Source organism: Sphingomonas panni (genome assembly GCF_022664435.1).
GTDB lineage: Bacteria > Pseudomonadota > Alphaproteobacteria > Sphingomonadales > Sphingomonadaceae > Sphingomonas > Sphingomonas panni.
Genome location: NZ_JAKREU010000005.1, coordinates 42,901 through 68,012, shown reverse-complemented (window position 1 = coordinate 68,012; position 25,112 = coordinate 42,901). Strand labels below are relative to the sequence as shown.

The window sequence follows — 25,112 nt, the reverse complement described above, 5'->3', positions numbered from 1 at the left end:
AACGTCCGCAACGGACCGACGTTTTAGGGACGGAATGGCGGGACGACAGGACGAACGCATGAAAATCTACACGATCGGATATGAGGCGGTAACCATGGCCGAATTCGTCGCGGCGCTGCATGCGGCGGGCGTGCGGCGGGTGATCGACGTCCGCGCCTTGCCGCTGTCGCGCCGCCCGGGCTTTTCCAAATCCTCGCTGGCGGCCGAACTCGCGACGCACGGCATCGACTATGTGCATCTCAAGGCGCTCGGCACGCCGAAGCGCGGACGAGATGCGGCCAAGAAGGGCGACGTCGCGACGCTGCGCGCCGTCTATGACGAACAGCTGGAACTGCCCGAAGCGCAGGCGCAGGCGGCGATCATGCTTGGGCTGGCGGCGGAGATGCCGTCCGCGCTGCTGTGCTTCGAACGGGAGCCGGCGCATTGCCACCGGACGCTGCTGCTCGAAGCAGTGGGGCAGGGGGCGGAGATAGTGGAGTTGTACGCCTAAATCCCCCCGTGCCGGGGAAGAGCCTCAGCCGGTTATCGGCCGCTGCACCTGTCCCGTTCCATCCCGATGCAGCGGGCCATAGGCGACTACCACGTCCAGTGTCAGCGGCCCGTACAGATGCGGGAACAACTGCCCGCCCCGCGACTCCTCCCACTTCACCGCGTCGCCAAGCGCTTCGAGGTCGACCTCCACCACATGCAGATCGTCATGCCCGGCGAAATGCTTGTCCACCGTCTCGGTCAGCTGCTCGAAGGTCGACAGATGGATATAGCCGTCCGCCAGATCGACCGGGGCACCGGCGAAGCTGCCGTCCTTCTCCAGCGCCGCCATCTGTTCTCCGGTCAGCACTTTGAACGCGGTCGTCGGAGTCATTCCTCGACATCCCCCTCGCTGATCGTGTCGGGGCCGGTGCCGTCGTCCAGAACGATATCGCCCTCGGCGGCGGGCATCGCGGCGCGTTCCTCGGCGACGATCGCTTCGGCCTCGTTCTCGGGCGTCTCGTCCTCGTCGATTTTCGCGGCCGAGACGACCTGCTCGCCGAAGCCCACGCGGAAGATGGTGATCCCCTGCGTATTGCGGCCGGCGACGCGAATATCCCCTACGGTCGTGCGGATCAGCTTGGCCTGATCGGTCACCAGCATCAGCTGCTGCCCGTTATGCGCCGGGAAGCTCGCGACGACCGATCCGTTGCGATCCGACGTCACGATGTTCGTGATCCCCTGACCTCCGCGCCCGGTGCGGCGATATTCATAGGCTGAGGTGCGCTTGCCGAAGCCGTTGGCGGTGACGGTCAGGATGAATTCCTCCGCCGCCTCGAACTCGGCCATGCGTTCCGGCGAAAGCGTCACTTCGCGGTCGCCTTCCTTCCACGGTGCGGCCTTCAGATACTGCTCGCGCTCTTCCGCCGTCGCTTCGAAACCGCCCAGGATCGACAGCGAGATCACCTCGTCGTCCTTGCCCAGCGAAATGCCGCGCACACCGGTCGAAGTACGGCTCTGGAACTCGCGCACATCGGTGGCCGCGAAACGGATCGCCTTGCCCGCCTTGGTCGCCAGCAACACGTCGTCCGTCTCGGTCAGCAGCGCCACACCGATCAGGCGATCGTCGCTGTCGTCGTCGAACCGCATCGCGATCTTGCCCGCCGTCGGGATATTCGCGAACGCATCCATGGAGTTGCGGCGGACGGTGCCGTTGGCGGTGGCGAACATGACATGCAGGTCGCTCCACCGTTCCTCGTCCTCGGGCAGCGGCAGGACGGTCGAAATCGTCTCTCCGGCGGCCAGCGGCAGCAGGTTGACCATCGGACGACCGCGCGTGGCGGGACCGCCTTCGGGCAGGCGCCACACCTTCATGCGGTACACCTTGCCGGCGGTCGAGAAGAACAGCACCGGAGTATGGGTGCTGGTCACGAACAGGTTCGTGATCGCATCCTCATCCTTAGTCGCCATGCCGGCGCGGCCCTTGCCGCCACGCTTCTGCGCGCGGAACGCGTCGAGCGGGGTGCGCTTGATATAGCCCTGCACCGTGACGGTGACGACCATGTCCTCGCGCTCGATCAGGTCCTCGTCGTCGATGCCGTCGGCGGCACCAGCGATCTCGGTGCGGCGCGGCGTCGCGAACTCGGCGCGGACGTCGACCAGTTCCTGCCGCATGACGGCATAGAGCTTGGCACGGTTGGCAAGGATGTCGAGCAGATAGCCGATCGATCCGGCCAGCTCCTTCAGCTCCTCGCCAATCTCGTCCCGGCCGAGCGCGGTCAGGCGATGCAGGCGCAGGTCAAGGATCGCGCGAACCTGCAGGTCCGACAGGCGGTAGTAATCGCCGGTGGTGTCGGATTCGACCGCCTCGACCAGTTTCAGATAGGGCGCGATCTCCGCCACCGGCCATTCGCGCGCCAGCAGGGCTGCACGGGCGGCGGCGGGGCTTTCCGACCCGCGAATGATCCGCACGACCTCGTCGAGGTTGGTGACCGCAATCACCAGACCCAGCAACAGATGCGCCCGCTCGCGCGCCTTGGCCAGTTCGTATTTCGATCGGCGGGTGATGACCTCCTCACGGAAACCGACAAAGGCGTCGATGATTTGGCTGAGGTTGAGCAGTTCGGGCCGGCCGCCGCGGATCGCCAGCATGTTCGCGGCAAAGCTCGACTGCGCCGGGGTGTGCCGCCACAACTGGTTCAGCACGACGTCGGGGGTCGCATCGCGCTTCAGGTCGATGACGATCCGCACGCCTTCGCGGTTCGATTCGTCGCGAATGTCGCTTACGCCCTCGATCCGCTTGTCCTTGGCGGCTTCGGCGATCTTCTCGACCAGCCCGGACTTGCCGACCTGGAACGGAATTTCGGTTAGGACGATCGAGCGGCGCTCGCCGCGTGCCTCGACCATATGGCGCGAACGCAGGATGATCGACCCGCGGCCGCCGGCATAGGCGGCGCGCGCACCGGCCCGGCCGAGCATCAGCGCGCCGGTCGGGAAATCCGGTCCGGGCACAATCTCGCACAGTTCGTCGTGGGTCAGTGGCTCGCCGCCTTCGACCCGGCGGTCGATCGTGGCAAGGCAGGCGTCGACGACTTCGCCCAGATTGTGCGGCGGCACGTTGGTCGCCATGCCGACCGCGATCCCGCCCGCGCCGTTGACCAGCAGGTTCGGGAAACGCGCCGGCAACACGGCGGGTTCGCGTTCCGACCCGTCATAGTTCGGCACGAAGTCGACCGTATCCTTTTCCAGATCGTCGAGCAGCGCCATTGCAGACTTCGCCAGACGCGCCTCGGTATAGCGCATCGCCGCAGGCGGATCGGGGTCCATCGATCCGAAGTTGCCCTGACCATCGATCAGCGGCAGCCGCATCGACCAGGGCTGCGCCATGCGCGCCAGGGCGTCATAGATCGCGATGTCGCCGTGCGGGTGATATTTACCCATCACGTCACCGACGATGCGGGCCGACTTGCGATAGGCCTTGCCCGGTACGAAACCGCTTTCCTGCGCCGAATAGAGAATGCGGCGATGCACCGGCTTCAACCCGTCGCGCACATCGGGCAGCGCGCGGGCGACGATGACGCTCATGGCATAGTCGAGATAGCTCGACCGCATCTCGTCCACGATCGAGATGGGGGCGATGTCGGATGGGTCGGCGATCAGCGTCGCGTCTGTCAAAGTTCGATGCTTTCGGGGAATGTTTCGGTTGGGCGACAACCTAGCCGGTCGGGGGGCGAAAGCCAAGTCTCGCCGCCGGGTTTGGCACGGTTCGGAACATGGTGCGGCGCAGCGTGTTGGCAAAGGCGATGCGCGATCTTCAACGTCTCCTGAACAGCCTGCCGCCGGCCGCCGTCGACCTTGGCACCATCGCCCTGTCGGTGCTGGCCGCGCTCCTGCTTCATGCCGCTGCCTTTCGGGTATTGCGTCGCTTCGCCGCGCGGACACCGGGGTCGGTCGACGATGTGTATGTCGAGCATGCGTGGCGACCGATGCGGTGGATCCTGGTCGCGATGGCACTGGCGAGCGTCCGCCGGCCGCTGCGGCTGCCCGACCGCTGGGACGATCTGTGGACGCAGATGGCGGGATTGATCGTGCCGCTGCTCATGGGTTGGCTGGCGATCGCCATGATCCGTGCGTCGGTGAAGGCGGTAGAGGTCGCGACCGATATCACCGTCGCGGACAATCTTCGCGCACGTCGCCGCCGGACGCGTAGCGCGATTTTGGGTCGGATCGCGATCATCGCCATCGGCTTCATCACCGTCTGCCTGATGCTGCTGTCGATCCCGAGCATCCGGTCGATCGGCGTGACGCTGATGGCGTCCGCCGGTCTCGCCGGCCTCGCGGTCGGTGCCGCCGCGCAACCGGCGCTGAAGAACATCATCGCCGGTGTGCAGATGGCATTCACCGAACCGATCCGCATCGACGATGTCGTCATCATCGAGAATGAATGGGGCCGGATCGAGGAAATTCGCCTGACCTATGTCGTGGTACGCCTGTGGGACGAGCGGCGTCTGGTCGTGCCGGTATCGAAATTCCTCGAATCCAGCTTCCAGAACTGGACCCGAACGACCAGCGGCCTGCTGGGGTCGGCATTCTTCTGGCTCGACCCCACGACCAATATCCCCCGGCTACGCGCAAAATTCGAGGAACTGGTGAAGGCCGATCCGCTGTGGGACGGCCGCGCCTATGTGCTGCAGGTGACCGATACCAAGCCCGATGCGATCGAGGTTCGCATCCTCGCCACCGCCGCCGACGCCGCCCGTGCCTTCGACCTGCGCTGTTCGCTCCGCGAAGGGATGCTGGCCTATATTCGCGACGAAATGCCCGAAGCGCTGCCGCGACGGCGGGTGGCGGTGGACGCTTCAGACCACTCGGTCGCGTCAGCCACGAACGTCACGCCAGCATAGGCTGGCATGACGTTCGCGGAGACGGGGTGGAGCGTCAGGCCTTCCGCCTCGCAACGAACGCATCGACGTTCCGCCCCAGCACCGTCATCGGCACCCCGCCGCCCTGCACGACCATGTCGTTGAACGCCTTGAAGTCGTAGCGCCCTCCCAGCGCCGCCTTTGTCCGGTCGCGCAGGCGGTTGATTTCCGAATGGCCGACCTTGTAGCCGCAGGCCTGGCCGGGCCATGAGCAATAACGGTCGACCTCGCCCGACACTTCCTCGACGCTCGATCCGTTGGTGGTGGCGAACCACTGCACGGCCTGTTCGCGGGTCCAGCGTTTGGCGTGCAGGCCGGTGTCGACGACCATCCGGCACGCGCGGAACGCGATCGACTGGAGATAGCCCAGCCGCCCGACCGGATCGCCGTCATACGCCCCCAATTCGTCGCCCAGCTGCTCCGAATAGAGCGCCCAACCTTCCGAAAAGGCGTTGAACTGCAACAGCGAACGGATCAGCGGCAGGCGGAAGCTATATTCGCCCTGCCAGACATGGCCCGGAATCGCCTCGTGATAGACCAGGGTCGGCAGCGAATAGCGGGTCCATAGTTCGGTGGTGCGCAGGTTGATCCACATCTTGCCCGGCACCTTGCCGTCGATCGATCCCGCGCCGCCATATGCGCCCGGCGCACCGGCTTCCTCGACCGCCGGGATGCGCTTCACCTCCACGTTACCGGGTGCCAGCGTGTTGAACGCCCGCGGCATCCGGGCGCGGATGTCGGTCAGACGGTTCTGGACCAGCGCCATGATCTGCGCACGACCGGCATCGTTGTCGGGAAACGTGTAGCGCGGGTCCTTGCCCAGGGCCGTCATCCGCTCTCCCACGCTGCCTTTGGTGTAGCCGATCGACTTGAGGATCATGTCCATCTGCGCCTGCAATGCGGCCAGTTCCTCCTTGCCGCGCGCGTGGACCTCGTCCGGGGTCATCGTCGTGGTGGTCGAGGCCCGCAGGCCCCAGGCATACCACGCATCGCCATCGGGCCGCGCCCACATGCCCGCATCGGACTTCGCCTGTTTTCGGCTGTCGCGGATCGTCGCCAGCTGCCGTTCGAGCGCGGGCTTCACCCGGTCGCGGGCAATGGCGGTCGCCTTCGCCGCCCAGTCGCCTGGGATGGTCTTCGTCCGGCGCGACAGCGAGGTCACGATGTCCCATCCGGCCGGGTCGCCCGATACCGATTGTTCGAGCTGGCGGATCGTCTTATCGAGCAGGAAGTCCGGCGGCACTACCCCCAGCGCGAGTGCCCCGCGCACCCGCTGCGTCTCGCCATCCAGCTGCGTGGCATAGCTCTCCAGCCGGGCGAGATAGGCCTCCGCGTCGGCACGGTTCGCGATGCTGTGGTCACTGTCGAGGAAACGCGGCACGTCGAGATACGCGCCGACATTCTGGATGACGACATAGGGCGTGTTGCGCCACCCGCCGACCGCGACGTCACCGTACGGCAGGGCGAAGCCGTCCAGCGCGGTTTCGAACGCGGTTCGGACCACATCGATATTGGTACGTGTTGCGGGTGACAGCGGTGCGGTATCGATCCGCTTGAGCGTCGCGACATGCCCGCGCAGGTGGTCGGCAATGGCGCGCTGCCCTGCTGCCGACCGGTCGCCCAGCCGCGACTTCAGCGCCGCCCGCGCGCCCGTGTCGATGCCCAGCCCGCTGGCCGTCTCCGGCGAATCGAGCAGCATCGCGTCGGCGATCTTCGACAGCGTCGCCTCGGCGGCCTTGTCCGTCGGGCCGACCTGGCTTTGCGCACGAACCGGCAGCGCGGTGACGAAGGTCGAGGCGGCGGCACCGGCGATCCAGTCGCGGCGGGTGAGTTCCATGGGGACATCCTATAAGCGAACGACAAGCCGCCTGTGTCCCGCGCCATGCCCGCCCCGTCAATCGTCGGCGACGACGCTCAGCACCGCACCGGACACGCCGACGATCCGCACCCGCGTTCCGACGGCCAGGTCGGGACCGCGCGCGATCCACTCGCTATCGCCGACCCGTACCCGGCCCGTGCCACCCGCGATCGGTTCTACTACGGTCACCGTCTGCCCGATCAGCCGCGCGCCGCGATCGTTCAGCAGCGGATCGTCGCTGTCGACCGGATAGTCGGTGTACCAGCGCCGCCCGACCAGCACCGTCACCACGCTCCACGCGCCGAACACCGCCAGTTCCGCCGGGAGGGTCAGCGCGGGGAACAACAGCGTCAGCAATCCGGTGATCCCCGCCGCAAGGGCGATGAACACCAGGAACACGCCCGGCACCGCCAGCTCCGCCACGCCCAGCGCGACTGCCAGCAACAGCCAGGCATAGCCGCTGTCGATCATCGCGCGGGCGGCTCGAACGGTCCGGCGGGGCGTTCGCGTGCCGGTTGGGCAGGGGTGGGGGCAGGAGTCTTGCTCTCACCCAGCGCTTCCTTGGCCAGTTGCCCGATACCGCCCAGCGTGCCGATCAGCTGTGTCGCCTCGACCGGGAACAGGATCGTTTTCGCATTGGGACTGGTCGCGAATTTGCCGACCGCCTCGACATATTTCTGCGCGATGAAATAGTTAATCGCCTGCGTACCGCCGGCTTCGATCGCGTCGCTGACGACCTGCGTCGCCTTGGCCTCTGCCTCGGCTGCACGTTCCCGGGCCTCGGAATCGCGAAAGGCGGATTCACGCCGCCCTTCGGCCTCCAGGATGCGCGCCTGCTTCTGCCCCTCGGCGCGCAGGATTTCGGACGCGCGGGCGCCTTCGGCCTCGAGGATGTTGGCCCGCTTCTCGCGCTCGGCCTTCATCTGTCGGCCCATCGCGTTGACGATATCGGCGGGCGGGCGGATGTCCTTGATCTCGACGCGGGTGATTTTCACGCCCCATGGGTTGGTGGCATGATCGACGACGCCCAGCAGGCGTGCATTGATCTCGTCGCGCTTGGACAGCGTCTCGTCCAGGTCCATCGACCCCATCACGGTGCGCAGGTTGGTCATCGTGATCTGTTGCAGGGCGACGTACAGGTCGGACACCTCATAGGCCGCCTTGGCGGGGTCCAGTACCTGGAAGAAGACGACGCCATCGGTCGATACCATGGCGTTGTCGCGGGTGATGATCTCCTGCCCGGGAATGTCGATCACCTGCTCCATCATGTTCACCTTGCGGCCGACGCGATAGAAGAAGGCGGGGTAAAAGTTGAACCCCGGCTTCGCGACTGCCGTGAACCGTCCGAAATGCTCGATAGTATACTGATGGCCCTGCGTGACGATTTTCACGCTTGCGAACAGGTACAGCACGACCATCAATACGATCGCCGCAATCAGGCCCAAGAGCATCGGTCGTCCCCTGCTTGTGTTTTGTCCATCGTTGTCTAGCATGGGCGGATCATGGAAGCAGCAGTAACTCTCGCCCCGCGAAGCCTTTTGTTCGTGCCGGCGATCCGGCCCAGCATGATCGCGAAAGCGGCCGGATTGGCGGCCGACCTGATCGTCCTCGATCTGGAGGATTCGGTCCGGGACGGCGACAAGGCGGCCGCGCGGGAAGCGCTACCGGTATCGCTCGAACTGCTGCACGGCCGTTGTGCGGCAGTGCGGATCAATGCGCCCGACACCATATATTTCGCTGACGACGTCGCAATGATCGGGTCGGCCGGTGTCGCGCTGGCGGTAGTGCCCAAGGTCCAATCGCCGGACGATCTGGCCCCGCTTGCCGGCTATCCGGTGCTGGCGATGATCGAAACGCCGGAAGGTGTGCTTGCGGCGGCGCGAATTGCGGCAACACCCGGCGTGGTCGGGCTGATGGTCGGCACCAATGACCTCGCGGCATCGCTCCGGCTGCCGCCCGGCGCTGGCCGTGCCTCCATGTCCCATGCGTTACAGGCGGTCGTCCTTGCAGCAAGGGCGGCTGGCGGCTGGGCGATCGACGGCGTGTATAATGCGCTGAACGACGCGGCAGGGTTCTCGCGCGAATGCAGCGAAGGCCGGATGCTGGGGTTCGACGGCAAGTCGCTAATTCATCCCGACCAGGTCGCCATCGCCAATACCGCCTTCTCGCCCAGTGCCGCCGAAGTCGCGGACGCCAATGCCATCATCACGGCCGCGCGGGGCGGGGCCGAACGGTTTCAGGACCGGATGATCGAGGATATGCACGTCGAAATGGCGCGCAGGGTGCTGCAACGCGCGCGTTGACGCTTGCCCGTAACGGTTCGGGTCGATAGTGGGGCGCATGACGCTCCGCCCGATCCTCGGACTCGCCGCCCTGCTGTGCAGCACGTCGGTCCTTGCCCAGTCGATCACGCCGCAGATGCTGCGCGACCATGTCGCCGTCCTTGCCAGTGATGCCTATGAGGGCCGCGAACCCGGCACCGCAGGCGGCGACCGTGCCGAAGCCTATGTGCTGCAGGCGTTCGCCGATGCCGGATTGCAGCCGGGCGCGCCCGATGGCCGCTGGCGGCAGGAAGTGGCGATGGCGGACCATCGCGCCGGGACGATCAGCGCAACCGTGCGACAGGGCGGGCGCAGCACGTCGCTGTCCCCCGAACAGATTGCCGGTCTCGGCCTGTCCTCCACCACCGCGATCCAGCGCGCACCGCTGGTCTTCGTCGGACGCGGCGACCCCGCGCAGATGCAGGGCACGAAGCTGAACGGCGCGGTCGCGGTCGTCATCGGCGGGACTGCGCCCGAAGCGCCGCAGGTGCCGGCCGCCGATCGCAACGCCGCACTGCTCGCGGCAGGCGCCGTCGGCGTCCTGCTGATCGCGCCGCCCACGGCACCATGGACCGACGTCGCGCACAGCTATGATTCGGCGACCATCGCCGGCACGCCGCGCCGGCCGGACTTTAGCGGCGTCGTGCCCGCCAGTCTGGCCGAGACGCTGTTGGGTCGCTCTGCCGCCGATCTGCGCAAGGCGGCGATCGCGCCCGACTTCCGTCCGTTTCGGGCCAAGGCGACGATCGACATCGCCGCGACCGGCACCACCCGCCGCTACACCACCGCCAACATCGTCGGCATGATTCCGGGCGCGCAGCGGTCGAACGAAGCCGTCCTGCTGTCGGCGCATTGGGACCATATCGGCATATGCCGTCCAGAGGGTGCGCCCGACCGCATCTGCAACGGCGCGGCGGACAATGCCAGCGGCACCGCCATCCTGATCGAAGTCGCCAAAATCCTTGCGAAGGGGCCGCGGCCCGCACGAAGCATCTACTTCGTCGCCACCACGGCGGAGGAGAAGGGGCTGCTCGGCGCCGATGCCTATGCCGCCGCCATCGCCGACACCCCGTTGAAGGTCGTCGCGAACCTCAACATCGATACCGCGGCGATCGTCCCGACCGGTATGCCGGTGGCGATGGTCGGGCGCGGACTGCATCCGCAGATCGACGCGATCGTCGACGCCACCGCCCGTTCCATCGGTCGCAAGGTCGATACCGACACCGAAGCCAACATCATGATCCAGCGGCAGGACGGCTGGGCGTTCGGCAAGCGCGGTATCCCCGCCGTCATGGCGACCGGATCGGTCAGCGACATGAAGCGGCTGTTCGCCTATCTCGACGGTCCCTACCACAAACCGAATGACGACCTCGCGCACATCGACCTTTCGGGTGCTGCCGAGGACGCCGACCTGCACGTGGCGCTCGCCCGTGCGCTTGCCGATCCCGCCCGCTACCCCGCCAACTGATACGAGACGACGCTTCCCATGGATATCACCCTCGGCCTGACCTTCGACGACGTGCTGCTGGTTCCGCAGGAATCGGACGTGCTCCCCAGCCAGGCCGACCCGCGCACCCGCGTCGCCCGTAACCTGGCGCTCAACATCCCGTTCCTGTCCTCGGCAATGGACACGGTAACCGAAGCCGACATGGCGATCGTCATGGCCCAGCTGGGCGGTATCGGCGTGCTGCACCGGAACCTGACCATCGAGGAACAATGCGCTGCGGTCCGCGCGGTCAAGCGCTTCGAGAGCGGCATGGTCGTCAACCCGATCACCATCACCGCCGACGGGCCGCTCAGCGCCGCCCGCGCGCTGATGGAGCGGCATCGGATCAGCGGCATCCCGGTGGTCGAGGCGTCGGGCAAGCTGGTCGGCATCCTGACCAATCGCGACGTCCGGTTCGCCGAAAACCCGAACCAGCCGGTCGCCGAACTGATGACGCGCGACAATCTGGCGACGGTCAGCATCGGCGTGAGCCAGGAGGAAGCGCGCCGCCAGCTGCACCAGCGCCGCATCGAAAAGCTGCTGGTGGTGGACGATTCCTATCACTGCGTCGGCCTCATCACCGTCAAGGACATCGAAAAGGCGGTCACCTATCCCAATGCGACCAAGGATGGCGCCGGCCGCCTGTGCGTCGCCGCCGCCACCACGGTCGGCGACAAGGGCTATGAGCGGACTGAGGCGCTGATCGAGGCGGAATGCGACCTGATCGTCATCGACACCGCGCATGGCCATAACCGGCAGGTCGCCGAAGCGGTGAAGCGGGTGAAGGCGATCGCACCGCACGTGCAGGTGATCGCCGGCAACGTCGCGACCGGCGAAGCGACCCGCGCGCTGATCGACGCCGGTGCCGACGGGATCAAGGTCGGCATCGGGCCGGGATCGATCTGCACCACCCGCGTCGTCGCCGGCGTCGGCGTGCCGCAGCTGACCGCGGTGATGGATGCGGCGAAGGCAGCCGCCGGGACCGGGGTTCCGGTGATCGCCGATGGCGGCATCCGCACCTCGGGCGACGTGGCGAAGGCGCTGGCCGCCGGCGCATCGGCGGTGATGATCGGCTCGCTGCTCGCGGGAACCGAAGAGGCACCGGGCGAAACCTTCCTGTACCAGGGCCGCGCCTATAAGAGCTATCGCGGCATGGGCTCGGTCGGCGCGATGGCCAAGGGGTCGGCGGATCGCTATTTCCAGCAGGATATCAAGGACCAGCTGAAGCTCGTTCCCGAAGGGATCGAGGGACAGGTCGCGTTCAAGGGGCCGGCCAAGGACGTCATCCATCAGCTCGTCGGCGGCGTGAAGGCGGCGATGGGCTATACCGGCTCGAACACCATCAGCGACCTGCAGGAACGTGCCCGCTTCGTCCGCATCACCAATGCGGGGCTGCGCGAAAGCCATGTCCATGACGTGACCATCACGCGGGAAGCGCCGAACTACCCGACCCGCTGAAGGAACTGACGTCGGTAGCGCGCCCGGCCCCTTTATCGGGTGCCGGGCGTTTGCGTATTGCAGGCGTGACAATCGTATCCGGTTGCAGGCGTGACAATCGTATCCGGCTGGATTGATCCAGGTTAGTTTGTTAGCGTTGCGCATGACATTTCAGGAAGTTGTGGCATGAACCCGGCGGCGCGGACCCAGGCGACGATCGATCTGGTCGACGCGATCATCGAAGCGGCTCGCGGCGGCGGGGCGGCGGCGGATCAGGTCGTCAAACGTTTCTTCGCCGCGCGCCGCTATGCCGGGTCGAAGGACCGCCGCGCCATTCGTACGCTGGCCTATGATGCGGTTCGCCGGTTCGGTCCGGTGCCGGTTTCCGCTCGCGCCGCGATCGTGGCGATGGCCGATGACGATGCCGAGCTGGCCGCGACGTTCGACGGATCCTCCTATGGACCGCCCCCGATCGCAGCCGACGAACCTCGCGCCGAACCGGGTTTCGCACCGGCATGGCTGGTCGATGCATTCCGTGCGTCCGGCCTCGACGACGGTGATCTGGCCGCGCTGCTGGAACGCGCTCCGCTGGACATCCGGGTCAACCGTCTTCGCGCCGACCGCGACGACGTGCTTGCCGAACTGGGTGGAGAAGCAGCGGACGATTTGTCCGACGCCATCCGCCTGCCGGCCGACGCTGCGCTGCTCGACGATGGCGCGTTGCAGGACGGTCGCGCCGAAGTGCAGGATTTCGGCAGCCAGATCGTATCGCTCGCGGTCGGCGCGACGCCCGACGGCTTCGCGATCGACCTGTGCGCGGGCGGCGGCGGCAAGACGCTCGCTATCGCGGCGCAAATGGCAGGACAGGGGCGTATCCTCGCCACCGACACCGACCGCGCACGCCTGTCGAGGCTCGCCCCACGGGCCGAACGGGCCGGCGTGACCATTGCCGAACCCCGCCTGCTCGATCCGGGCAAGGAGGCGGCGATGTTGTCCGACGTTGCCGGACAGGCCGACTGGGTGATGGTCGACGCCCCCTGTTCCGGCACCGGAACCTGGCGTCGCAACCCGGAGGCACGCTGGCGGCTGACCCCCGAGCGGCTCGACCGGGTGGTCGCGACCCAGGCCCGGCTGCTCGACGTCGCCGCTGGCCTCACGTCGGCAACTGGGACGATCACCTACGTCGTCTGTTCGCTGCTCGATGCGGAAGGGGCAGGGCAGGTCGATGGCTTTCTGGCGCGGCATCCCGATTGGCACGCGCTGCCGCTTGCATTGCCGCGCGGGCGAGTCCACGGTCGGGGAATGCGCCTGACCCCGGCATCCGACTCTACCGACGGTTTCTTCGTCGCACGGCTCGGCCGGTCGTAACGGTGCCAGTTCCTCGGTCGGAGATGTTGATGCGGTTCACCTCGGTTTCGGTCGCGGGGGCACTCGTGCTGGTATGCGCGTCGGCCTCGCTCAGCGGTCAGCGCCCCGATAACCAGGTCGACCCGCGATCGATGGCGCTGCTGCAACAGGGACGCGCCGCCCAGGCCGCCGGCGACACCAACGGTGCGACCGGCCTGATCGAAAGCGCGCTGGTGATCGATCCGCGCAACCGCGCCGCCTATATCACGCTCGCCGATATCGCTCGCGGGCAGGGGCTACCGGGCAAGTCGATCCGACTGTACCGCGAGGCGCTGAGCCTGGAGCCGAACGATGTCGCCGCGCTGAAGGGCGAGGGCGAGGCGCTGGTGCAGAAGGGGGCCGTAACCCGGGCGCGCGATACGTTGGCAAAGCTCAAGACCGTCTGCGGCGCGACCTGCCCGGCGGCGAACGAACTCGCGGCCGTCATCGCCAAGGGACCGCCGGTCACCGCGACCGCGCAACAAACGCCTCCGGTCGTCCCGGGCACGCCGAAGCCCGCGACGCCGCAATAGGCGGCACGGCGCGGAAATTGGATTCACGCGAAGGCGCGGAGGCGCAAGGGAGTCGCGCTAGTTTTAACGATGATCCGCGCCAGCGGCTTCATCATGCGCTTCTGCGCGACAACACGCATCCCGTTCGTGAAGTACCAGCCCGGAACCCAACCCCTTCGCGTCGCCGCGCCTTCGCGTGGAACCGCTTGTCTTCTTCCTAAACCGACAACACCCGCGCCAGCGTCACGAACTCCGCCACCGACACCGTCTCTGCCCGCCGCGTCACGTCGATCCCGAGCGTTTCCGCCGCGTCGATCGCGCCCGGCACCGCCTTCAGGCTCTGCCGCAGCATCTTGCGCCGCTGCCCGAACGCCGCCGCCGTCAGCCGTTCCAGCACCTTCAGCGAAACACCGTCCGGTGCGTCGGTCGGCACGACATGTACCACCGCCGACATGACCTTGGGCGGCGGCGTGAAGGCGCTGCGGTGGACCGGCATCGCGATCCGCGCCGCGCTGCGCCACTGCGCCAGTACCGCGAGGCGGCCATAGGCATCGTCGTTTGCGCTCGCCACGATGCGGTCGGCTACTTCCCGCTGGAACATCAGCGTCAGGCTCTGCCACCAAGGCCGCCAGTCGCTGGACAGCCATCCGACGAACAGAGCGGTACCGACATTATAGGGCAGGTTCGATGCGATATGCGGTCGCCCCTCGAACAGCGACGGCGCATCGATCTCCAGCGCGTCGCCTTCGATCAGGCGCAACCGCCCCGGAAACGCCGCGCCCAGTTCCTCCAGCGCCGGAATACAGCGATGGTCGCGCTCGATCGCCGTAACCTTCGCGCCGGCGAGCAGCAGCGCACGCGTCAGCCCGCCCGGACCGGGACCGACCTCCAGCACGTCCTGATCGTGCAGGTCGCCCGGCACCCGCGCGATCCGGTCGAGCAGTTGCTGGTCGAACAGGAAATTCTGTCCCAGCGCCTTGTTTGCCGACAGTCCATGACGCTGGATGACGTCGCGTAGCGGCGGCAAGGGGGTGAGCGGGGCGACGGTCATGCGGCGGCGGCGCGGCGCGCGGCGGCTTCGCCTGCCATGCGGATCGCGGCGATCATCGCGCCCGGCTCCGCCAGGTCCTCGCCGGCAATGTCGAACGCCGTGCCATGATCGGGCGAGGTGCGCACGATCGGCAGGCCGAGCGTGATGTTGACGCCATCGTCGAAATGCAGCGTCTTGATCGGGATCAGCGCCTGATCGTGATAGGCACACAGCGCCGCATCATATTTCGCCCGCGCGCGCGGATGGAACATCGTGTCGGCGGCGAGCGGCCCGACGATATCGATACCCTCGGCCTGCAACTGCGCGACGGCCGGCTGCATGACCTCGATCTCCTCACGACCGATCGCACCGCTTTCACCGGCATGGGGGTTCAGCCCGGCCAGTGCCAGCCGGGGCGCGTCGATGCCGAAATCGCGGATCAGACCGCGTGCCGTCGCCCGCGCGCGCGCTACGATCAACTCAATGGTCAGCGTCGTGGGCACCTCGGCCAGCGGTTCGTGGATCGTGATCGGCACCACGCGCAGCGTCGGGCCGGCCAGCATCATGACCGCATTCTCGCGCGCCACGCCGCAACGCTCCGCGACGAACTCGGTCTGTCCGGGATAGTTGAAGCCGATCCGGTACAGCTCCGCCTTCGAAATCGGCGCGGTGACCAACCCCGATGCGGCATCGGAGCGTGCCAGCCCCGCCGCCATCTCCAGCGACTGGAGCGCACAGAGCGCACCACCGATGTCGGGCCTGCCCGGCACGATCGCGTCGCCATCGACGACCGATACGACCGGCAGTGCGCGGGTAAAGACCCGAGCCGCGTCGCGCGGATCGTCGATCCGCTCGACCGGCCCGGTCCAGACCTGCGACACCGCGCGGACGTCACCGACCGCGAAGAAGCAGGGAAGCGCCTCCGCATCGCGGCACGCCCATGCCTTGGCGATTACCTCGGGACCGATGCCCGCCGGGTCGCCCATCGATATCGCGAGCGGCGCGACGCCTGGCATCCGACCCGCTCCCTCAGCGATACTCGATCACCGCGTCGCGGCGCAGGTCGCGCATCATGCGCTGCGCGCGCAGGTTGACGCGCTCCTGCTCCAGCCCGGCCTGGATCTGCGCCGCGGTCGGGATGCCGGCGGTGCGCGGGTCTTCACGCCCGCACAGGATCAGCACCCGGACGCCATCCTTGGGCGATCCGAACGGCGGTGTCGCCTGTCCGACGTTCAGCTTCAGGATGATGTCCTGCAATGCCGGCGGCAGGCTGCGCAGCACGACCGCGTCGTTGTCGACGACTTCGGCCTTTTGCGCCTGCGCGATCTTGGTCGCGTCGCCGCAGCCGCGGATCGCCTGCGTCGCTTCGGTGAAGGCGGCAACCTTTGCGGTCGCCTGCGCTTCGGTCGTGCCGGCGGGGAAGGGCAGGAACAGCTGGCGCAGCGCCAGCTTCGCATCGCGCGGATCGGCCATCAGCACCTGCCGCTTGTCGGCAAGATACAGGATCGAATAGCCGCCGGGCACCTCGATCGGGCCGGCGATCTGGCCGACCTGCATCTGCGTCGCGGCGCGCTGCAGCGCATCCGGCAGCATGTTGAGCCGCACGAAGCCGAGATCGCCGCCGACCGCGCGGGTCGACGCTTCGGAGAAATTGCGCGCGAAATATTCGAACGGCGCACCCTGACGAATCTGCTCGATCATCTTCTGCATCGCGCCCTGCACCTCGGGCGCGCGGTCGGGCGTTGCCGCCATATAGATTTCGCGAAGGCTGAACTCCTCGGTTCCCTTCGATTCCTCCATCCGCTTGATGACGGCGGCGACTTCTTCTTCGCCAACGTTCACGAACGGTTCGACCTGCCGGCGCAACAGCCGGCTCCACGCTAGTTCGCCCTCGATCTGACGACGCAGCGAGCGATCCGACGATCCGACGGTGCGCAGATAGGCGCGCAACTGGTCCGGCGTCTGCTTGAACCGCTGCTGCGCCAGCCGGTTGAAGCTCTGGTCCAGCTCCGCCGGCGTGACGGTGATGTCCTTGGCCTTGGCCTGCTGGATCTGCAGCGTCTCGTCGATCAGCTGGCGTACGACCTGCGCGCGCAGCACTTCGCGATCCTCGGCGCTCAGCTTGTAATCGTTCAGCGCGACGATCAACGCCATGCGCTGGTCGACATCGGTGCCGGTCAGCACGGTGTCGTTCACGATCGCGGTCGGCTTGCGGATATTGGGGTCCAGCTTGCCGAAGATCGTCGGGTTGCCCGGCAGGTTCAGGTTCGCGCCGGGCACGTCCTGACCGTCGCCGACCGTCTGGGCGGCCAGCGTTGCGGCGGCGGCGATCGCGACGAAACCGGCGATCGAACGGCCGATACGGCCGGCATTCACGATGTTCTTGGTCACTTGGTCGTCATATCCCATGCGCGGATGGTCAGGGCGGTGCCGCATCATTCGGGCAAATTCATGGCCCGCCGCGCCTGAACAGAGCCTTATCGTCCCAGGTTCTTCAATGCCAGCGTTACGAGATAGCTGCTACCGTTGCGCGCGTCACCGATGCGCTGGTAATCCCGCTTCCACGTCAGGCCGAGGCGGAGGCAGTCGTCCTCATACTGGACACCGACGCGGTGGCGGATCGGATCGAATCCGTCTGAAATCGACAGCGAATCCTCCGACTTGTCGGTCAGGTCGATGGTGCCGGAGGCAAAGGCGGACCAGAACGGCCCGAACGCGACGCGCCCGGCGACGCGCACTTCCTCCCGGTCCTGCAGGTCCTCCAACTCGTCGATATCGCGGTTCAGGCGCAGATAGCCGACCTGGACATAGGTCCGCCGGCTGCCGACCGTCGCGTCCAGTTCGTTGCGGCGGATCTTCAGCCCGTCCTTGTCCAGTCGATAGCGGTGGGTGAAGGTCACCAGTTCGCGGAACCGGATGTCGGTGCGCCCGACAAAGTCCGAGAAGCGATCGTCCAGCCCGGTCCCGCTCGGCAGGATGCTCGCGCGTTCGCTGGTCCGATAGCTTTGTCCGATCGTCGCCGACACCGCGACGCCCGGCAGGTCGAGCGCATAGTCGAGGCCGTAGGTGACACGCGACGAATCCTCGAACCGGTCATAGCCGGCGAAACGGTTGAGCGCGAAGAGGTTCGAATCCTCCAGGTCCACCGCGCGCGCATCCTCGTTCGGGACGGCGAGGTTGGCGATCCGCGGCGATGCGACCAGCTGGACGCGCGGCGAAATCCGCTGCGTACCGCGCCCGATCGGCCCGACGAACGGCCAGCGGACATCGACTGCCAGCGCCGCGATGCCACGCCCGGTAAAGCCTTCGTCGCCGCGATAGCTGGCAACCGCCGTATCGATGGTATCGAGCGCATTATACGCATCGGCCCGGCCATAGGCGGTGAAGGTCACCTCCTGCCCCAGCGGAGTGTAGCGCGTCAGGTCCCAGCGTGCCGCCAAAAACGCGCGCTGCGTGTCCTGTCCCTCGGTCCGCGTCAGCGCCAGCGTGTTGAGCTGCACCTGCGCGACGCCGCCCAGCAGGCCGTTGAAGCGGCGGCGATAATCGATCTCGGGCAGCGCGATCGGCTGCATCCCCTGATCGTCACCGACCCGCAGTGTCTGCACCGCCCAGCCACTGATCGACAGCATCGAATCACGATCGATCCGCTCGACGCTGATATTGTTGCGCAGCCGGTCGTCGCGCGAAATGTCGTAGCGGCGCAGGAACGTCTGGTCGGTAGTGTAGCGCAGCGACCCCGACACGCTCCAGTTCGGGTTGAGCTGGAACCGGCCGACCGCATCGACATAGCCACGGAACGACCGCTGCGTGCCGGTGGGCGACGCGCCCAGTACCAGGTCGTCGCTGCGCCGGCTGACCGTGCCATAGCCTTGCACCCGGTACGCGCCCTTGCTCGACAGCGACCGGTAATCGGCCTGCAGCATGGGCAGTACGGCGGTGAAGACGTGCGGCGTGATCGTCAGGTCGCGATTGGGCGCGAGGTTGAAATAATAGGGGACCGCGACTTCCAGCCCGTTGACCCGGTCGAGCCGGATCGACGGCGCCAGCAGCCCCGAATCGCTGCCATCGCCGATCGAATGGGAGAAGGACGGCAGCGGGATGGTCGGCAGACCGAAAATGGTGAGGCCGGCCCCGGTATAGCGGATGCGCTTGCGCGTCGGGTCGTACCGGACCTTCAGCGCCGTGATCTTCCACGACGGTTCCTTGGGACATCCGGCGGAGGTCGTGACCGAACAGGGGGTGTAGGCGGCGCTGTCCACCGTCACGACGCCGTTCTCGGACCGGGTGCCGCGCTTCGCCGCGATCCGGCCGCCTTCGTCTAGGACGACCAGCATATTGTCGACCACGCCGTCTTTCAGGCTGTCGGTCAGCTCGATCCGGTCGCCATAGGCGACGTCGCCTTCCGGGTTGGTGACCGCGATATTGCCGTCCGCCACCACTTGGCCGGTCTTGCGGTTCCACGTTACCCGGTCGGCGCGCAGGCGGTTGCCGTCGCGCAGCAGCCGGACTTCCCCGGTCGCGGTGACCACATCGGCGTTGCTGTCATAGGTCAGCAGGTCCGACGAAAAATCGATCTGGTCCTCGGTCGCGGGCGTCGGCAGCGCGCTTTCGGGCGGCGGAGGCGGGAGGCTGCGATCCTGCAGGTCCTGCGCGACCGCAGGGCCGGCGATCGCCAGCGTCAGGCCAAGGGCAAGCGACCCCAACGAACGCTTCACTAGTCTCGCTTCCCCAAACCATCGTCACCCGGTGCGGGCATCCGTCTCGCGCTATTGCATCGTGCGGCCGGAACCGCAATCGCCCTTGGCCCGCTTTACCTGTCCATCGCGACGCGCCTAGAAGGTGCCCGCGCTTCGTGCGCCGATATCCAGAGGAAGCCCATGTCGATTTCGATCCAGTTCGCGCCCCAGCGGGGAACCGCCACCGCCCTCGTCCTGCCCATCGGCACCGGTGGGCTCGACCGGATCGATGCGGCCGGGCTGGACGCGTCGGTCGCCACCCTGGCGGCGGGTGCCGCCCGCGCGGGGCGGTTCGAAGGAGAGGCCGGGTCGATCGCTGAAATCTTCGTTCCCGGCGAAGGCGATAGCGCCGGCCGCGTCATCCTGCTCGGCATCGGCGACGGACAGGGTCCGGCGCTGGAAAAGGCCGGCGGGGCGCTGACCGGCCGGTTCCTCGTGTCGGGCCTGACCGACCTGACCGTCGACTTCACCGGCGCCGACGTGACGGCCGTCGCGGTCGCGCGCTTCGCGGCGACGGCGGCGCAACGCGGCTGGCGGCAGGACGGCTATCGCACCAAGCTGCCTGAAAAGTCGAAGCCGACGCTGACCGGCCTGACCATCGTCGGCGCGCCGGACGGCATCGACGACGCCTTCGTCGCGGCCGACGCCCTGACCAAGGGGCTGGACCTGACCCGCACCCTCGTCACCGATCCGCCCAACATCCTCTATCCGGTCAGCTTCGTCGAGAAGTGCCGCGATCTGGAAGCGCTGGGCGTCGAACTGACCATCCTCGACGAACGCCAGATGGCTGAACTGGGCATGGGCGCGCTGCTCGGCGTCGGACTCGGCTCCGAAAAGGAGTCGCGCCTGCTCGCCATGCGCTGGAACGGCAAGGGCGAGGGCGATGTAGATCTCGCGCTGGTCGGGAAGGGCGTGACCTTCGACACCGGCGGCATCTCGCTGAAGCCCGGACCCGGCATGGAGGACATGAAGTGGGACATGGGCGGCGCGGGTGCCGTCGCCGGCGCGATGAAGGCGCTGGCCAGCCGCAAGGCGAAGGCGAACGTCATCGGCGTGGTCGGGCTGGTCGAGAATATGCCCGACGGCAAGGCACAGCGCCCCGGTGACGTGGTGACGTCGATGTCGGGCCAGACGATCGAAGTGCTGAACACCGACGCCGAAGGCCGGCTGGTCCTGTGCGACGTGCTGACCTGGGTCCAGCGGACGCACAAGCCGAAGACGATCGTCGACCTCGCGACGCTCACCGGCGCGATGATTATCTCGCTCGGCAACGAACATGGCGGCCTGTTCGCCAATGACGATTCGCTGGCCGACGAACTGCTGGCCGCGTCGCGCGAATCGGGGGACCTGCTGTGGCGCTTCCCGCTGTCGCCGGCCTATGACAAGTTGCTCGACAGCCCGATCGCCGACATGAAGAATATCGGCCCGCGCGGGGCAGGGTCGATCACCGCCGCGCAGTTCCTGAAACGCTATATCGAGGACGGTGTCCGCTGGGCACATCTCGACATTGCCGGCATGGTGTGGGCCGACAAGCCCGGCAACCATCACGACAAGGGCGCGACCGGCTTCGGCGTGCGCCTGCTCGACCGGTTCGTTGCGGATAATTTCGAGCAATGACGTCATTCCCGCGAAGGCGGGAATCCATTCACGCTGACGTTGCGGCTCCATCGCGATCGTCGGCGGATATGGGTTCCCGCCTGCGCGGGAACGACGAGTGGGCGGTTACATGAAAGTCGACTTCTACCACCTGACCCGCAGCCCGCTCGACCGGGTGCTGCCGCGTATCGCCCAGCGGCTGCACGACGATGGCGAACGCCTGCTGCTCCTGTCCGACGACGCCGAACAGCGCCACCACCTCGACATGCTGCTTTGGACCTACGCACCCGACAGCTTCGTGCCACATGCGGAGGCGGGGGCGGGCGACGATGCGCTGCAGGTCGTGCTGATCGCCCCCGAACCGACCGACGCAAATGCCGCGCGCAACGTCGCGATCGTCGACGGCCGCTGGCGGGACGCGGCACTGACCTTCGACCGCGCCTTTCATTTCTTCGGCGAGGATCACATCGCCGCCGCCCGCGCCGCGTGGAAGGGGCTGGCCGACCGCGAAGGGATCGAGCGCCGCTATTGGCGGCAGGGCGATGGCGGCTGGGAACAGGCGGCGTAACGCTTGCCTGTCGCGCGCCGCCCGACTAGGGGGACCGGCGACAAGCTTTCCAACACCATAACGCAGGAGCCGCGACCGCCATGGCCGCTACCCGTACCTTTTCGATCATCAAGCCCGACGCGACCCGCCGCAACCTGACCGGCGCCGTCACCAAGATGCTGGAGGAAGCCGGCCTGCGCGTCGTCGCCTCGAAGCGCATCCAGATGACCCGCGAACAGGCCGAAGGTTTCTACGGCGTCCACCGCGAGCGTCCGTTCTTCAACGACCTCGTGTCGTTCATGATCTCGGGTCCCGTGGTCGTGCAGGTGCTGGAAGGCGAAAACGCCGTCCAGAAGAACCGCGACATCATGGGCGCGACCAACCCGGCGAACGCCGATGCCGGCACGATCCGCAAGGAACTGGCCGAATCGATCGAAGCGAACTCGGTCCATGGTTCGGATTCGGAAGAGAATGCGAAGATCGAAATCGACTTCTTCTTCAAGCCGGAGGAAATCGTCGGCTGATTTCAGCCAGGCTGAAATGCGAAAGGCCCGCTTCCGACGTGGAGGCGGGCTTTTTTCTTGTTTACCCTAACCCAACCCACACCGTTCGGTTCGAGCAGCTTCGAGCTTGTCGAGAAGCGTCTGTCGAGAACTCGGCGTTTGGGGCAACCCCTTCTCGACTACGGTTCTCGACAGGCTCGAACCTGCGCTCGAAGCAAACGGGAAGGCGTAGGATCGGGGGATAGCAGCCTTACCCCGCCAACCGCCCCAATTCCTGCGCCCACAGCGTATCCAGCCGCCGCCCGACCCCACCGGTCGCTCTCTCGCGCCGCGCCAGCGCCACCAGCTTCAACGACCGCCCGCCGACGATCCGCCCATGCGTCGCGAACACCAGGTCGTAGATCGCGCTCGACTGACGCTGGCTATCCACGTCCCACCATGTCGCGGTAACCGCGACCGGCAACCGCCCTTCGATCGCATCCGCCCCGCCATCGGTGATCGCCAGCAACGGCGCGCGGACCCAGTCCGCCGCGATCGCCACGTCCCCGACCGCCGACTTGCCCGGCACCTTCAGGGCCGGGGGAAACGTCACGTCGATCCGCTCGATCCGTCGGTCGGCCGCGTTGAGTACCAGCCGCTCGCCATCGCCGTCCGGCGTCGCGACGATCGCCAGCGCCGCCCTGGCCTTGGCCGACGACGCCCGCTCCGCTGCACGCTCGGCATCCGCCGTCCGCCGCTCCGACACGTTGTTCCATAAGGTCAGTCCGCCGATCACGACGCCGGCAACCGCCACGCCCTCGGCCAGCGTGATCCAGCGCCGCCGTTCGGCCCGCGCCTCTTCGGCGTCGCTCACCGTCCGCCGGCCTCCAGCAGCGCGCGGGGGGCGGCCAGTTCCCATGCATGGGCGACCGCATCTTCGACGGCGGCAGGATCGCTGTCGGCGTCGATCGCCGTCCAGCCGTCGTCACCGCGCACGGTCACGCTGTCGCCGATGATTCGCGCGAAATCATTGCCCTCGACGGCAAAGACGGTCGCCTCGCCTGCATCGCGCTCCTCGGTTGCCGGCAACACTTTCGCGGCTTCACGGATCAGGTCGAGCATCTCGGTCATCGGGTCACAAACTCCGCCAGCGTTCGCGGGTAGAGGCGATGTTCCTCCACCAGCACCCGGGCCGCCAGGGTATCGGCGGTATCGTCGGGCAGGATCGGAACGCGCGCCTGCGCCAATACGCTCCCGGCATCCAGTTCTTCGGTGACGACATGCACCGAACAACCGGCTTCCCGGTCGCCCGCCGCGATCGCCCGTGCGTGGGTGTCCAGCCCCTTGTACGCCGGCAGCAGCGAAGGGTGGATATTGACGATCCGGTCACGCCACTTCGCCACGAAGTTGCCCGACAGCAACCGCATATAGCCCGCCAGCGCGATCGTCTCGACGCCCGCTTCGCGCAGGGCGCCATCGATGGCCGCCTCATATTCCGCCTTGGGGATGCCCTTGGGCGAATGCGCGAAGGTCGCGATGCCTTGTCCGGCGGCGTGGTTTAGACCGGCGGCATCAGGTTTGTCCGACGCCACCAGCACCACCTCATACGGGCAGTCCGCCGCCTCGGCCGCCGCGACCAGCGCCGCCATGTTCGACCCGCGCCCCGAAATCAGGACCCCGACACGGTGCTTAGCCAAGGTGCGTCGCGCTCCAGTCGGCACGCGCGCTCCAGGTGCCGGCGCTGCCCTTCACGGTGCAGCCCTTGTCGCCCGCTTCGACGGTACCGATCCGCACCACCGTCTCGCCCGCTTCCGCCAGCGCCGCCGCGACCGCGTCGGCATCGTTCGCCGCGACCAGTACCGCCATGCCGATGCCGCAGTTGAACGTCCGCGCCATCTCCTCCGGCTCGATATTGCCCTGCGCCTGCAGGAACGCCATCAACCGCGGCTGTTCCCACGCATCGGCATCGACCTGCGCATGGGCGCCGTCGGGCAGGACGCGCGGTAAATTCTCCAGCAACCCCCCGCCGGTGATATGCGCGAGGCCATGAATGCGGCCCTCGCGCAGCAGCGGCAGCAGAGGCTTCACGTAAATCTTCGTCGGTGCCATCAGCGCGTCGATCAGCAGCACGTCCTGATCGAACAGGGCAGGGCGGTCGAGCTTCCACCCCTTGTCGCTGGCAAGTCGCCGTACCAGCGAAAAGCCGTTCGAATGCACCCCCGACGAAGCAAGGCCCAGGATCACGTCGCCGACCGCAACCTTGTCCCCGGTCAGCAGCTGCTCACGCTCGACCGCCCCAACGCAGAAACCGGCAAGGTCGTAATCCTCGCCCTCATACATGCCCGGCATTTCCGCCGTCTCGCCACCGATCAGCGCGCAGCCCGCCTGACGGCAGCCCTCGGCAATCGACCCCACGACCCGCTCGGCCGTTTCCGCGACCAATTTGCCGGTCGCATAGTAATCGAGGAAGAACAGCGGCTCGGCACCCTGCACGATCAGGTCGTTGGCGCACATCGCCACCAGGTCGATGCCAACGCCGTCATGCGCGTTATGCTCGATCGCCAACTTCAGCTTGGTGCCGACGCCGTCGTTCGCGGCAACCAGCAACGGGTCCTTGAACCCGGCGGCCTTGGGATCGAACACCCCGCCGAACCCGCCCAGTTCCGCGTCCGCCCCGGGACGCCGCGTCGATTTCGCCAACGGCCCGATGGCGCGGACGAGGGCATTGCCCGCCGCGATCGATACGCCTGCCTGTGCGTAGGTATAGCCGCCGCCGCGGTCCGCTTCGTTGCTCATGATTGCCGGTTAGCCACATCGCGCTTGGATTTCCAC

At 67.1% G+C, this 25,112-nt stretch carries 23 protein-coding genes; 10 read left to right on the top strand and 13 right to left on the bottom strand.

What is annotated here, in order from left to right; all coding sequences use genetic code 11:
- Window positions 1-58: 58 nt before the first annotated feature.
- Window positions 59-490 (top strand): DUF488 domain-containing protein, encoded by a 432-nt coding sequence (locus tag MF609_RS11105; RefSeq protein ID WP_242416385.1) that lies wholly within the window; start codon window positions 59-61, stop codon window positions 488-490.
- A gap of 24 nt (window positions 491-514) precedes the next feature.
- On the opposite strand, the gene MF609_RS11100 is transcribed toward MF609_RS11105, so the two are convergent.
- Both MF609_RS11100 and gyrA read right to left on the bottom strand, forming a co-directional pair.
- Window positions 515-862, bottom strand: coding sequence for a DUF952 domain-containing protein (locus tag MF609_RS11100; protein ID WP_242416384.1), 348 nt, complete (start codon window positions 860-862; stop codon window positions 515-517).
- On the bottom strand, window positions 859-3,642 hold the full coding sequence (gyrA, locus tag MF609_RS11095; protein WP_277991192.1) for a DNA gyrase subunit A: 2,784 nt from the start codon (window positions 3,640-3,642) through the stop codon (window positions 859-861). Before gyrA ends, MF609_RS11100 begins: the two co-directional genes overlap by 4 nt.
- 98 nt (window positions 3,643-3,740) lie before the next feature.
- On the opposite strand from gyrA, the gene MF609_RS11090 reads away from it, so the two are divergent.
- The gene (locus tag MF609_RS11090) at window positions 3,741-4,871 is read left to right on the top strand and encodes a mechanosensitive ion channel family protein (protein ID WP_419723097.1); all 1,131 of its coding nucleotides are present in this window, start codon (window positions 3,741-3,743) and stop codon (window positions 4,869-4,871) included.
- Between the two features lie 34 nt (window positions 4,872-4,905).
- Here the strand turns inward: MF609_RS11090 and MF609_RS11085 are convergent, their stop codons facing one another.
- The 3 genes from MF609_RS11085 to MF609_RS11075 are packed head-to-tail and all read right to left on the bottom strand — an operon-like array spanning window position 4,906 to window position 8,198.
- The gene (locus MF609_RS11085) at window positions 4,906-6,726 is read right to left on the bottom strand and encodes a DUF885 domain-containing protein (protein ID WP_242416383.1); all 1,821 of its coding nucleotides are present in this window, start codon (window positions 6,724-6,726) and stop codon (window positions 4,906-4,908) included.
- Window positions 6,727-6,783: 57 nt separating this feature from the next.
- Window positions 6,784-7,218 carry an NfeD family protein gene (locus MF609_RS11080; RefSeq protein WP_242416382.1) on the bottom strand — a complete coding sequence of 145 codons (435 nt, stop codon included), beginning with the start codon at window positions 7,216-7,218 and terminating at the stop codon, window positions 6,784-6,786.
- Complete coding sequence (locus MF609_RS11075; protein WP_242416381.1) at window positions 7,215-8,198, bottom strand: SPFH domain-containing protein; 984 nt, start codon at window positions 8,196-8,198, stop codon at window positions 7,215-7,217. The genes MF609_RS11080 and MF609_RS11075 overlap by 4 nt, the downstream gene beginning before the upstream one ends.
- Before the next feature lie 51 nt (window positions 8,199-8,249).
- Between MF609_RS11075 and MF609_RS11070 the strand changes: the two genes are divergently transcribed.
- The 5 genes from MF609_RS11070 (at window position 8,250) to MF609_RS11050 (ending at window position 13,910) form a co-directional block, all read left to right on the top strand.
- Entirely contained in the window at window positions 8,250-9,050 is an 801-nt protein-coding gene (locus MF609_RS11070; RefSeq protein ID WP_277991191.1) for an HpcH/HpaI aldolase/citrate lyase family protein, read from the top strand.
- A gap of 37 nt (window positions 9,051-9,087) precedes the next feature.
- Complete coding sequence (locus MF609_RS11065) at window positions 9,088-10,536, top strand: M28 family peptidase (protein WP_242416379.1); 1,449 nt, start codon at window positions 9,088-9,090, stop codon at window positions 10,534-10,536.
- Window positions 10,537-10,554: 18 nt separating this feature from the next.
- Window positions 10,555-12,012 (top strand): IMP dehydrogenase, encoded by a 1,458-nt coding sequence (gene guaB / locus MF609_RS11060; protein WP_242416378.1) that lies wholly within the window; start codon window positions 10,555-10,557, stop codon window positions 12,010-12,012.
- Between the two features lie 165 nt (window positions 12,013-12,177).
- Complete coding sequence (locus tag MF609_RS11055; RefSeq protein ID WP_242416377.1) at window positions 12,178-13,359, top strand: RsmB/NOP family class I SAM-dependent RNA methyltransferase; 1,182 nt, start codon at window positions 12,178-12,180, stop codon at window positions 13,357-13,359.
- A 29-nt stretch (window positions 13,360-13,388) separates the two neighbouring features.
- Window positions 13,389-13,910: a tetratricopeptide repeat protein gene (locus MF609_RS11050; protein ID WP_242416376.1), complete on the top strand. Its 522-nt coding sequence runs from the start codon at window positions 13,389-13,391 to the stop codon at window positions 13,908-13,910.
- Window positions 13,911-14,106: 196 nt separating this feature from the next.
- Here MF609_RS11050 and rsmA read toward each other — a convergent pair whose 3' ends face one another.
- The 4 genes from rsmA to MF609_RS11030 are packed head-to-tail and all read right to left on the bottom strand — an operon-like array spanning window position 14,107 to window position 19,634.
- On the bottom strand, window positions 14,107-14,940 hold the full coding sequence (gene rsmA, locus MF609_RS11045) for a 16S rRNA (adenine(1518)-N(6)/adenine(1519)-N(6))-dimethyltransferase RsmA (RefSeq protein ID WP_242416375.1): 834 nt from the start codon (window positions 14,938-14,940) through the stop codon (window positions 14,107-14,109).
- The gene (gene pdxA, locus MF609_RS11040; protein WP_242416374.1) at window positions 14,937-15,935 is read right to left on the bottom strand and encodes a 4-hydroxythreonine-4-phosphate dehydrogenase PdxA; all 999 of its coding nucleotides are present in this window, start codon (window positions 15,933-15,935) and stop codon (window positions 14,937-14,939) included. The genes rsmA and pdxA overlap by 4 nt, the downstream gene beginning before the upstream one ends.
- Before the next feature lie 13 nt (window positions 15,936-15,948).
- Complete coding sequence (locus tag MF609_RS11035; RefSeq protein ID WP_242416373.1) at window positions 15,949-17,355, bottom strand: peptidylprolyl isomerase; 1,407 nt, start codon at window positions 17,353-17,355, stop codon at window positions 15,949-15,951.
- A gap of 41 nt (window positions 17,356-17,396) precedes the next feature.
- A complete protein-coding gene (locus tag MF609_RS11030; RefSeq protein WP_242416372.1) occupies window positions 17,397-19,634 on the bottom strand; it encodes an LPS-assembly protein LptD in 2,238 nt (745 codons plus the stop codon).
- A 168-nt stretch (window positions 19,635-19,802) separates the two neighbouring features.
- On the opposite strand from MF609_RS11030, the gene MF609_RS11025 reads away from it, so the two are divergent.
- From MF609_RS11025 to ndk, 3 genes are all read left to right on the top strand, one after another.
- Window positions 19,803-21,272: a leucyl aminopeptidase gene (locus tag MF609_RS11025; protein ID WP_419723098.1), complete on the top strand. Its 1,470-nt coding sequence runs from the start codon at window positions 19,803-19,805 to the stop codon at window positions 21,270-21,272.
- Between the two features lie 109 nt (window positions 21,273-21,381).
- Window positions 21,382-21,819 (top strand): DNA polymerase III subunit chi, encoded by a 438-nt coding sequence (locus tag MF609_RS11020; protein WP_242416370.1) that lies wholly within the window; start codon window positions 21,382-21,384, stop codon window positions 21,817-21,819.
- Window positions 21,820-21,899: 80 nt separating this feature from the next.
- Window positions 21,900-22,322 (top strand): nucleoside-diphosphate kinase, encoded by a 423-nt coding sequence (gene ndk / locus MF609_RS11015; RefSeq protein WP_056501810.1) that lies wholly within the window; start codon window positions 21,900-21,902, stop codon window positions 22,320-22,322.
- A 229-nt stretch (window positions 22,323-22,551) separates the two neighbouring features.
- Here the strand turns inward: ndk and MF609_RS11010 are convergent, their stop codons facing one another.
- From MF609_RS11010 to purM, 4 genes are read right to left on the bottom strand one after another with little or no spacing between them, the layout of a single operon-like run.
- Complete coding sequence (locus tag MF609_RS11010; RefSeq protein WP_242416369.1) at window positions 22,552-23,154, bottom strand: hypothetical protein; 603 nt, start codon at window positions 23,152-23,154, stop codon at window positions 22,552-22,554.
- Window positions 23,151-23,411, bottom strand: a complete 261-nt coding sequence (locus MF609_RS11005) for a hypothetical protein (protein ID WP_242416368.1) — start codon at window positions 23,409-23,411, stop codon at window positions 23,151-23,153. Before MF609_RS11005 ends, MF609_RS11010 begins: the two co-directional genes overlap by 4 nt.
- Window positions 23,408-23,977 (bottom strand): phosphoribosylglycinamide formyltransferase, encoded by a 570-nt coding sequence (gene purN / locus MF609_RS11000; RefSeq protein WP_419723096.1) that lies wholly within the window; start codon window positions 23,975-23,977, stop codon window positions 23,408-23,410. Before purN ends, MF609_RS11005 begins: the two co-directional genes overlap by 4 nt.
- A complete protein-coding gene (gene purM / locus MF609_RS10995) occupies window positions 23,970-25,076 on the bottom strand; it encodes a phosphoribosylformylglycinamidine cyclo-ligase (RefSeq protein WP_242416367.1) in 1,107 nt (368 codons plus the stop codon). Before purM ends, purN begins: the two co-directional genes overlap by 8 nt.
- Between the last annotated feature and the right edge of the window lie 36 nt (window positions 25,077-25,112).

Bases quoted from the DNA above. Each gene is read 5' to 3' on its own strand.
- MF609_RS11105 (WP_242416385.1), top strand. From the start codon at position 59: ATGAAAATCTACACGATCGGATATGAGGCGGTAACCATGGCCGAATTC.
- MF609_RS11100 (WP_242416384.1), bottom strand. From the start codon at position 862: ATGACTCCGACGACCGCGTTCAAAGTGCTGACCGGAGAACAGATGGCG.
- MF609_RS11090 (WP_419723097.1), top strand. From the start codon at position 3,741: ATGGTGCGGCGCAGCGTGTTGGCAAAGGCGATGCGCGATCTTCAACGT.
- MF609_RS11085 (WP_242416383.1), bottom strand. From the start codon at position 6,726: ATGGAACTCACCCGCCGCGACTGGATCGCCGGTGCCGCCGCCTCGACC.
- MF609_RS11080 (WP_242416382.1), bottom strand. From the start codon at position 7,218: ATGATCGACAGCGGCTATGCCTGGCTGTTGCTGGCAGTCGCGCTGGGC.
- MF609_RS11075 (WP_242416381.1), bottom strand. From the start codon at position 8,198: ATGCTCTTGGGCCTGATTGCGGCGATCGTATTGATGGTCGTGCTGTAC.
- MF609_RS11070 (WP_277991191.1), top strand. From the start codon at position 8,250: ATGGAAGCAGCAGTAACTCTCGCCCCGCGAAGCCTTTTGTTCGTGCCG.
- MF609_RS11065 (WP_242416379.1), top strand. From the start codon at position 9,088: ATGACGCTCCGCCCGATCCTCGGACTCGCCGCCCTGCTGTGCAGCACG.
- guaB (WP_242416378.1), top strand. From the start codon at position 10,555: ATGGATATCACCCTCGGCCTGACCTTCGACGACGTGCTGCTGGTTCCG.
- MF609_RS11055 (WP_242416377.1), top strand. From the start codon at position 12,178: ATGAACCCGGCGGCGCGGACCCAGGCGACGATCGATCTGGTCGACGCG.
- MF609_RS11050 (WP_242416376.1), top strand. From the start codon at position 13,389: ATGCGGTTCACCTCGGTTTCGGTCGCGGGGGCACTCGTGCTGGTATGC.
- rsmA (WP_242416375.1), bottom strand. From the start codon at position 14,940: ATGACCGTCGCCCCGCTCACCCCCTTGCCGCCGCTACGCGACGTCATC.
- pdxA (WP_242416374.1), bottom strand. From the start codon at position 15,935: ATGCCAGGCGTCGCGCCGCTCGCGATATCGATGGGCGACCCGGCGGGC.
- MF609_RS11035 (WP_242416373.1), bottom strand. From the start codon at position 17,355: ATGCGGCACCGCCCTGACCATCCGCGCATGGGATATGACGACCAAGTG.
- MF609_RS11020 (WP_242416370.1), top strand. From the start codon at position 21,382: ATGAAAGTCGACTTCTACCACCTGACCCGCAGCCCGCTCGACCGGGTG.
- ndk (WP_056501810.1), top strand. From the start codon at position 21,900: ATGGCCGCTACCCGTACCTTTTCGATCATCAAGCCCGACGCGACCCGC.
- MF609_RS11005 (WP_242416368.1), bottom strand. From the start codon at position 23,411: ATGACCGAGATGCTCGACCTGATCCGTGAAGCCGCGAAAGTGTTGCCG.
- purM (WP_242416367.1), bottom strand. From the start codon at position 25,076: ATGAGCAACGAAGCGGACCGCGGCGGCGGCTATACCTACGCACAGGCA.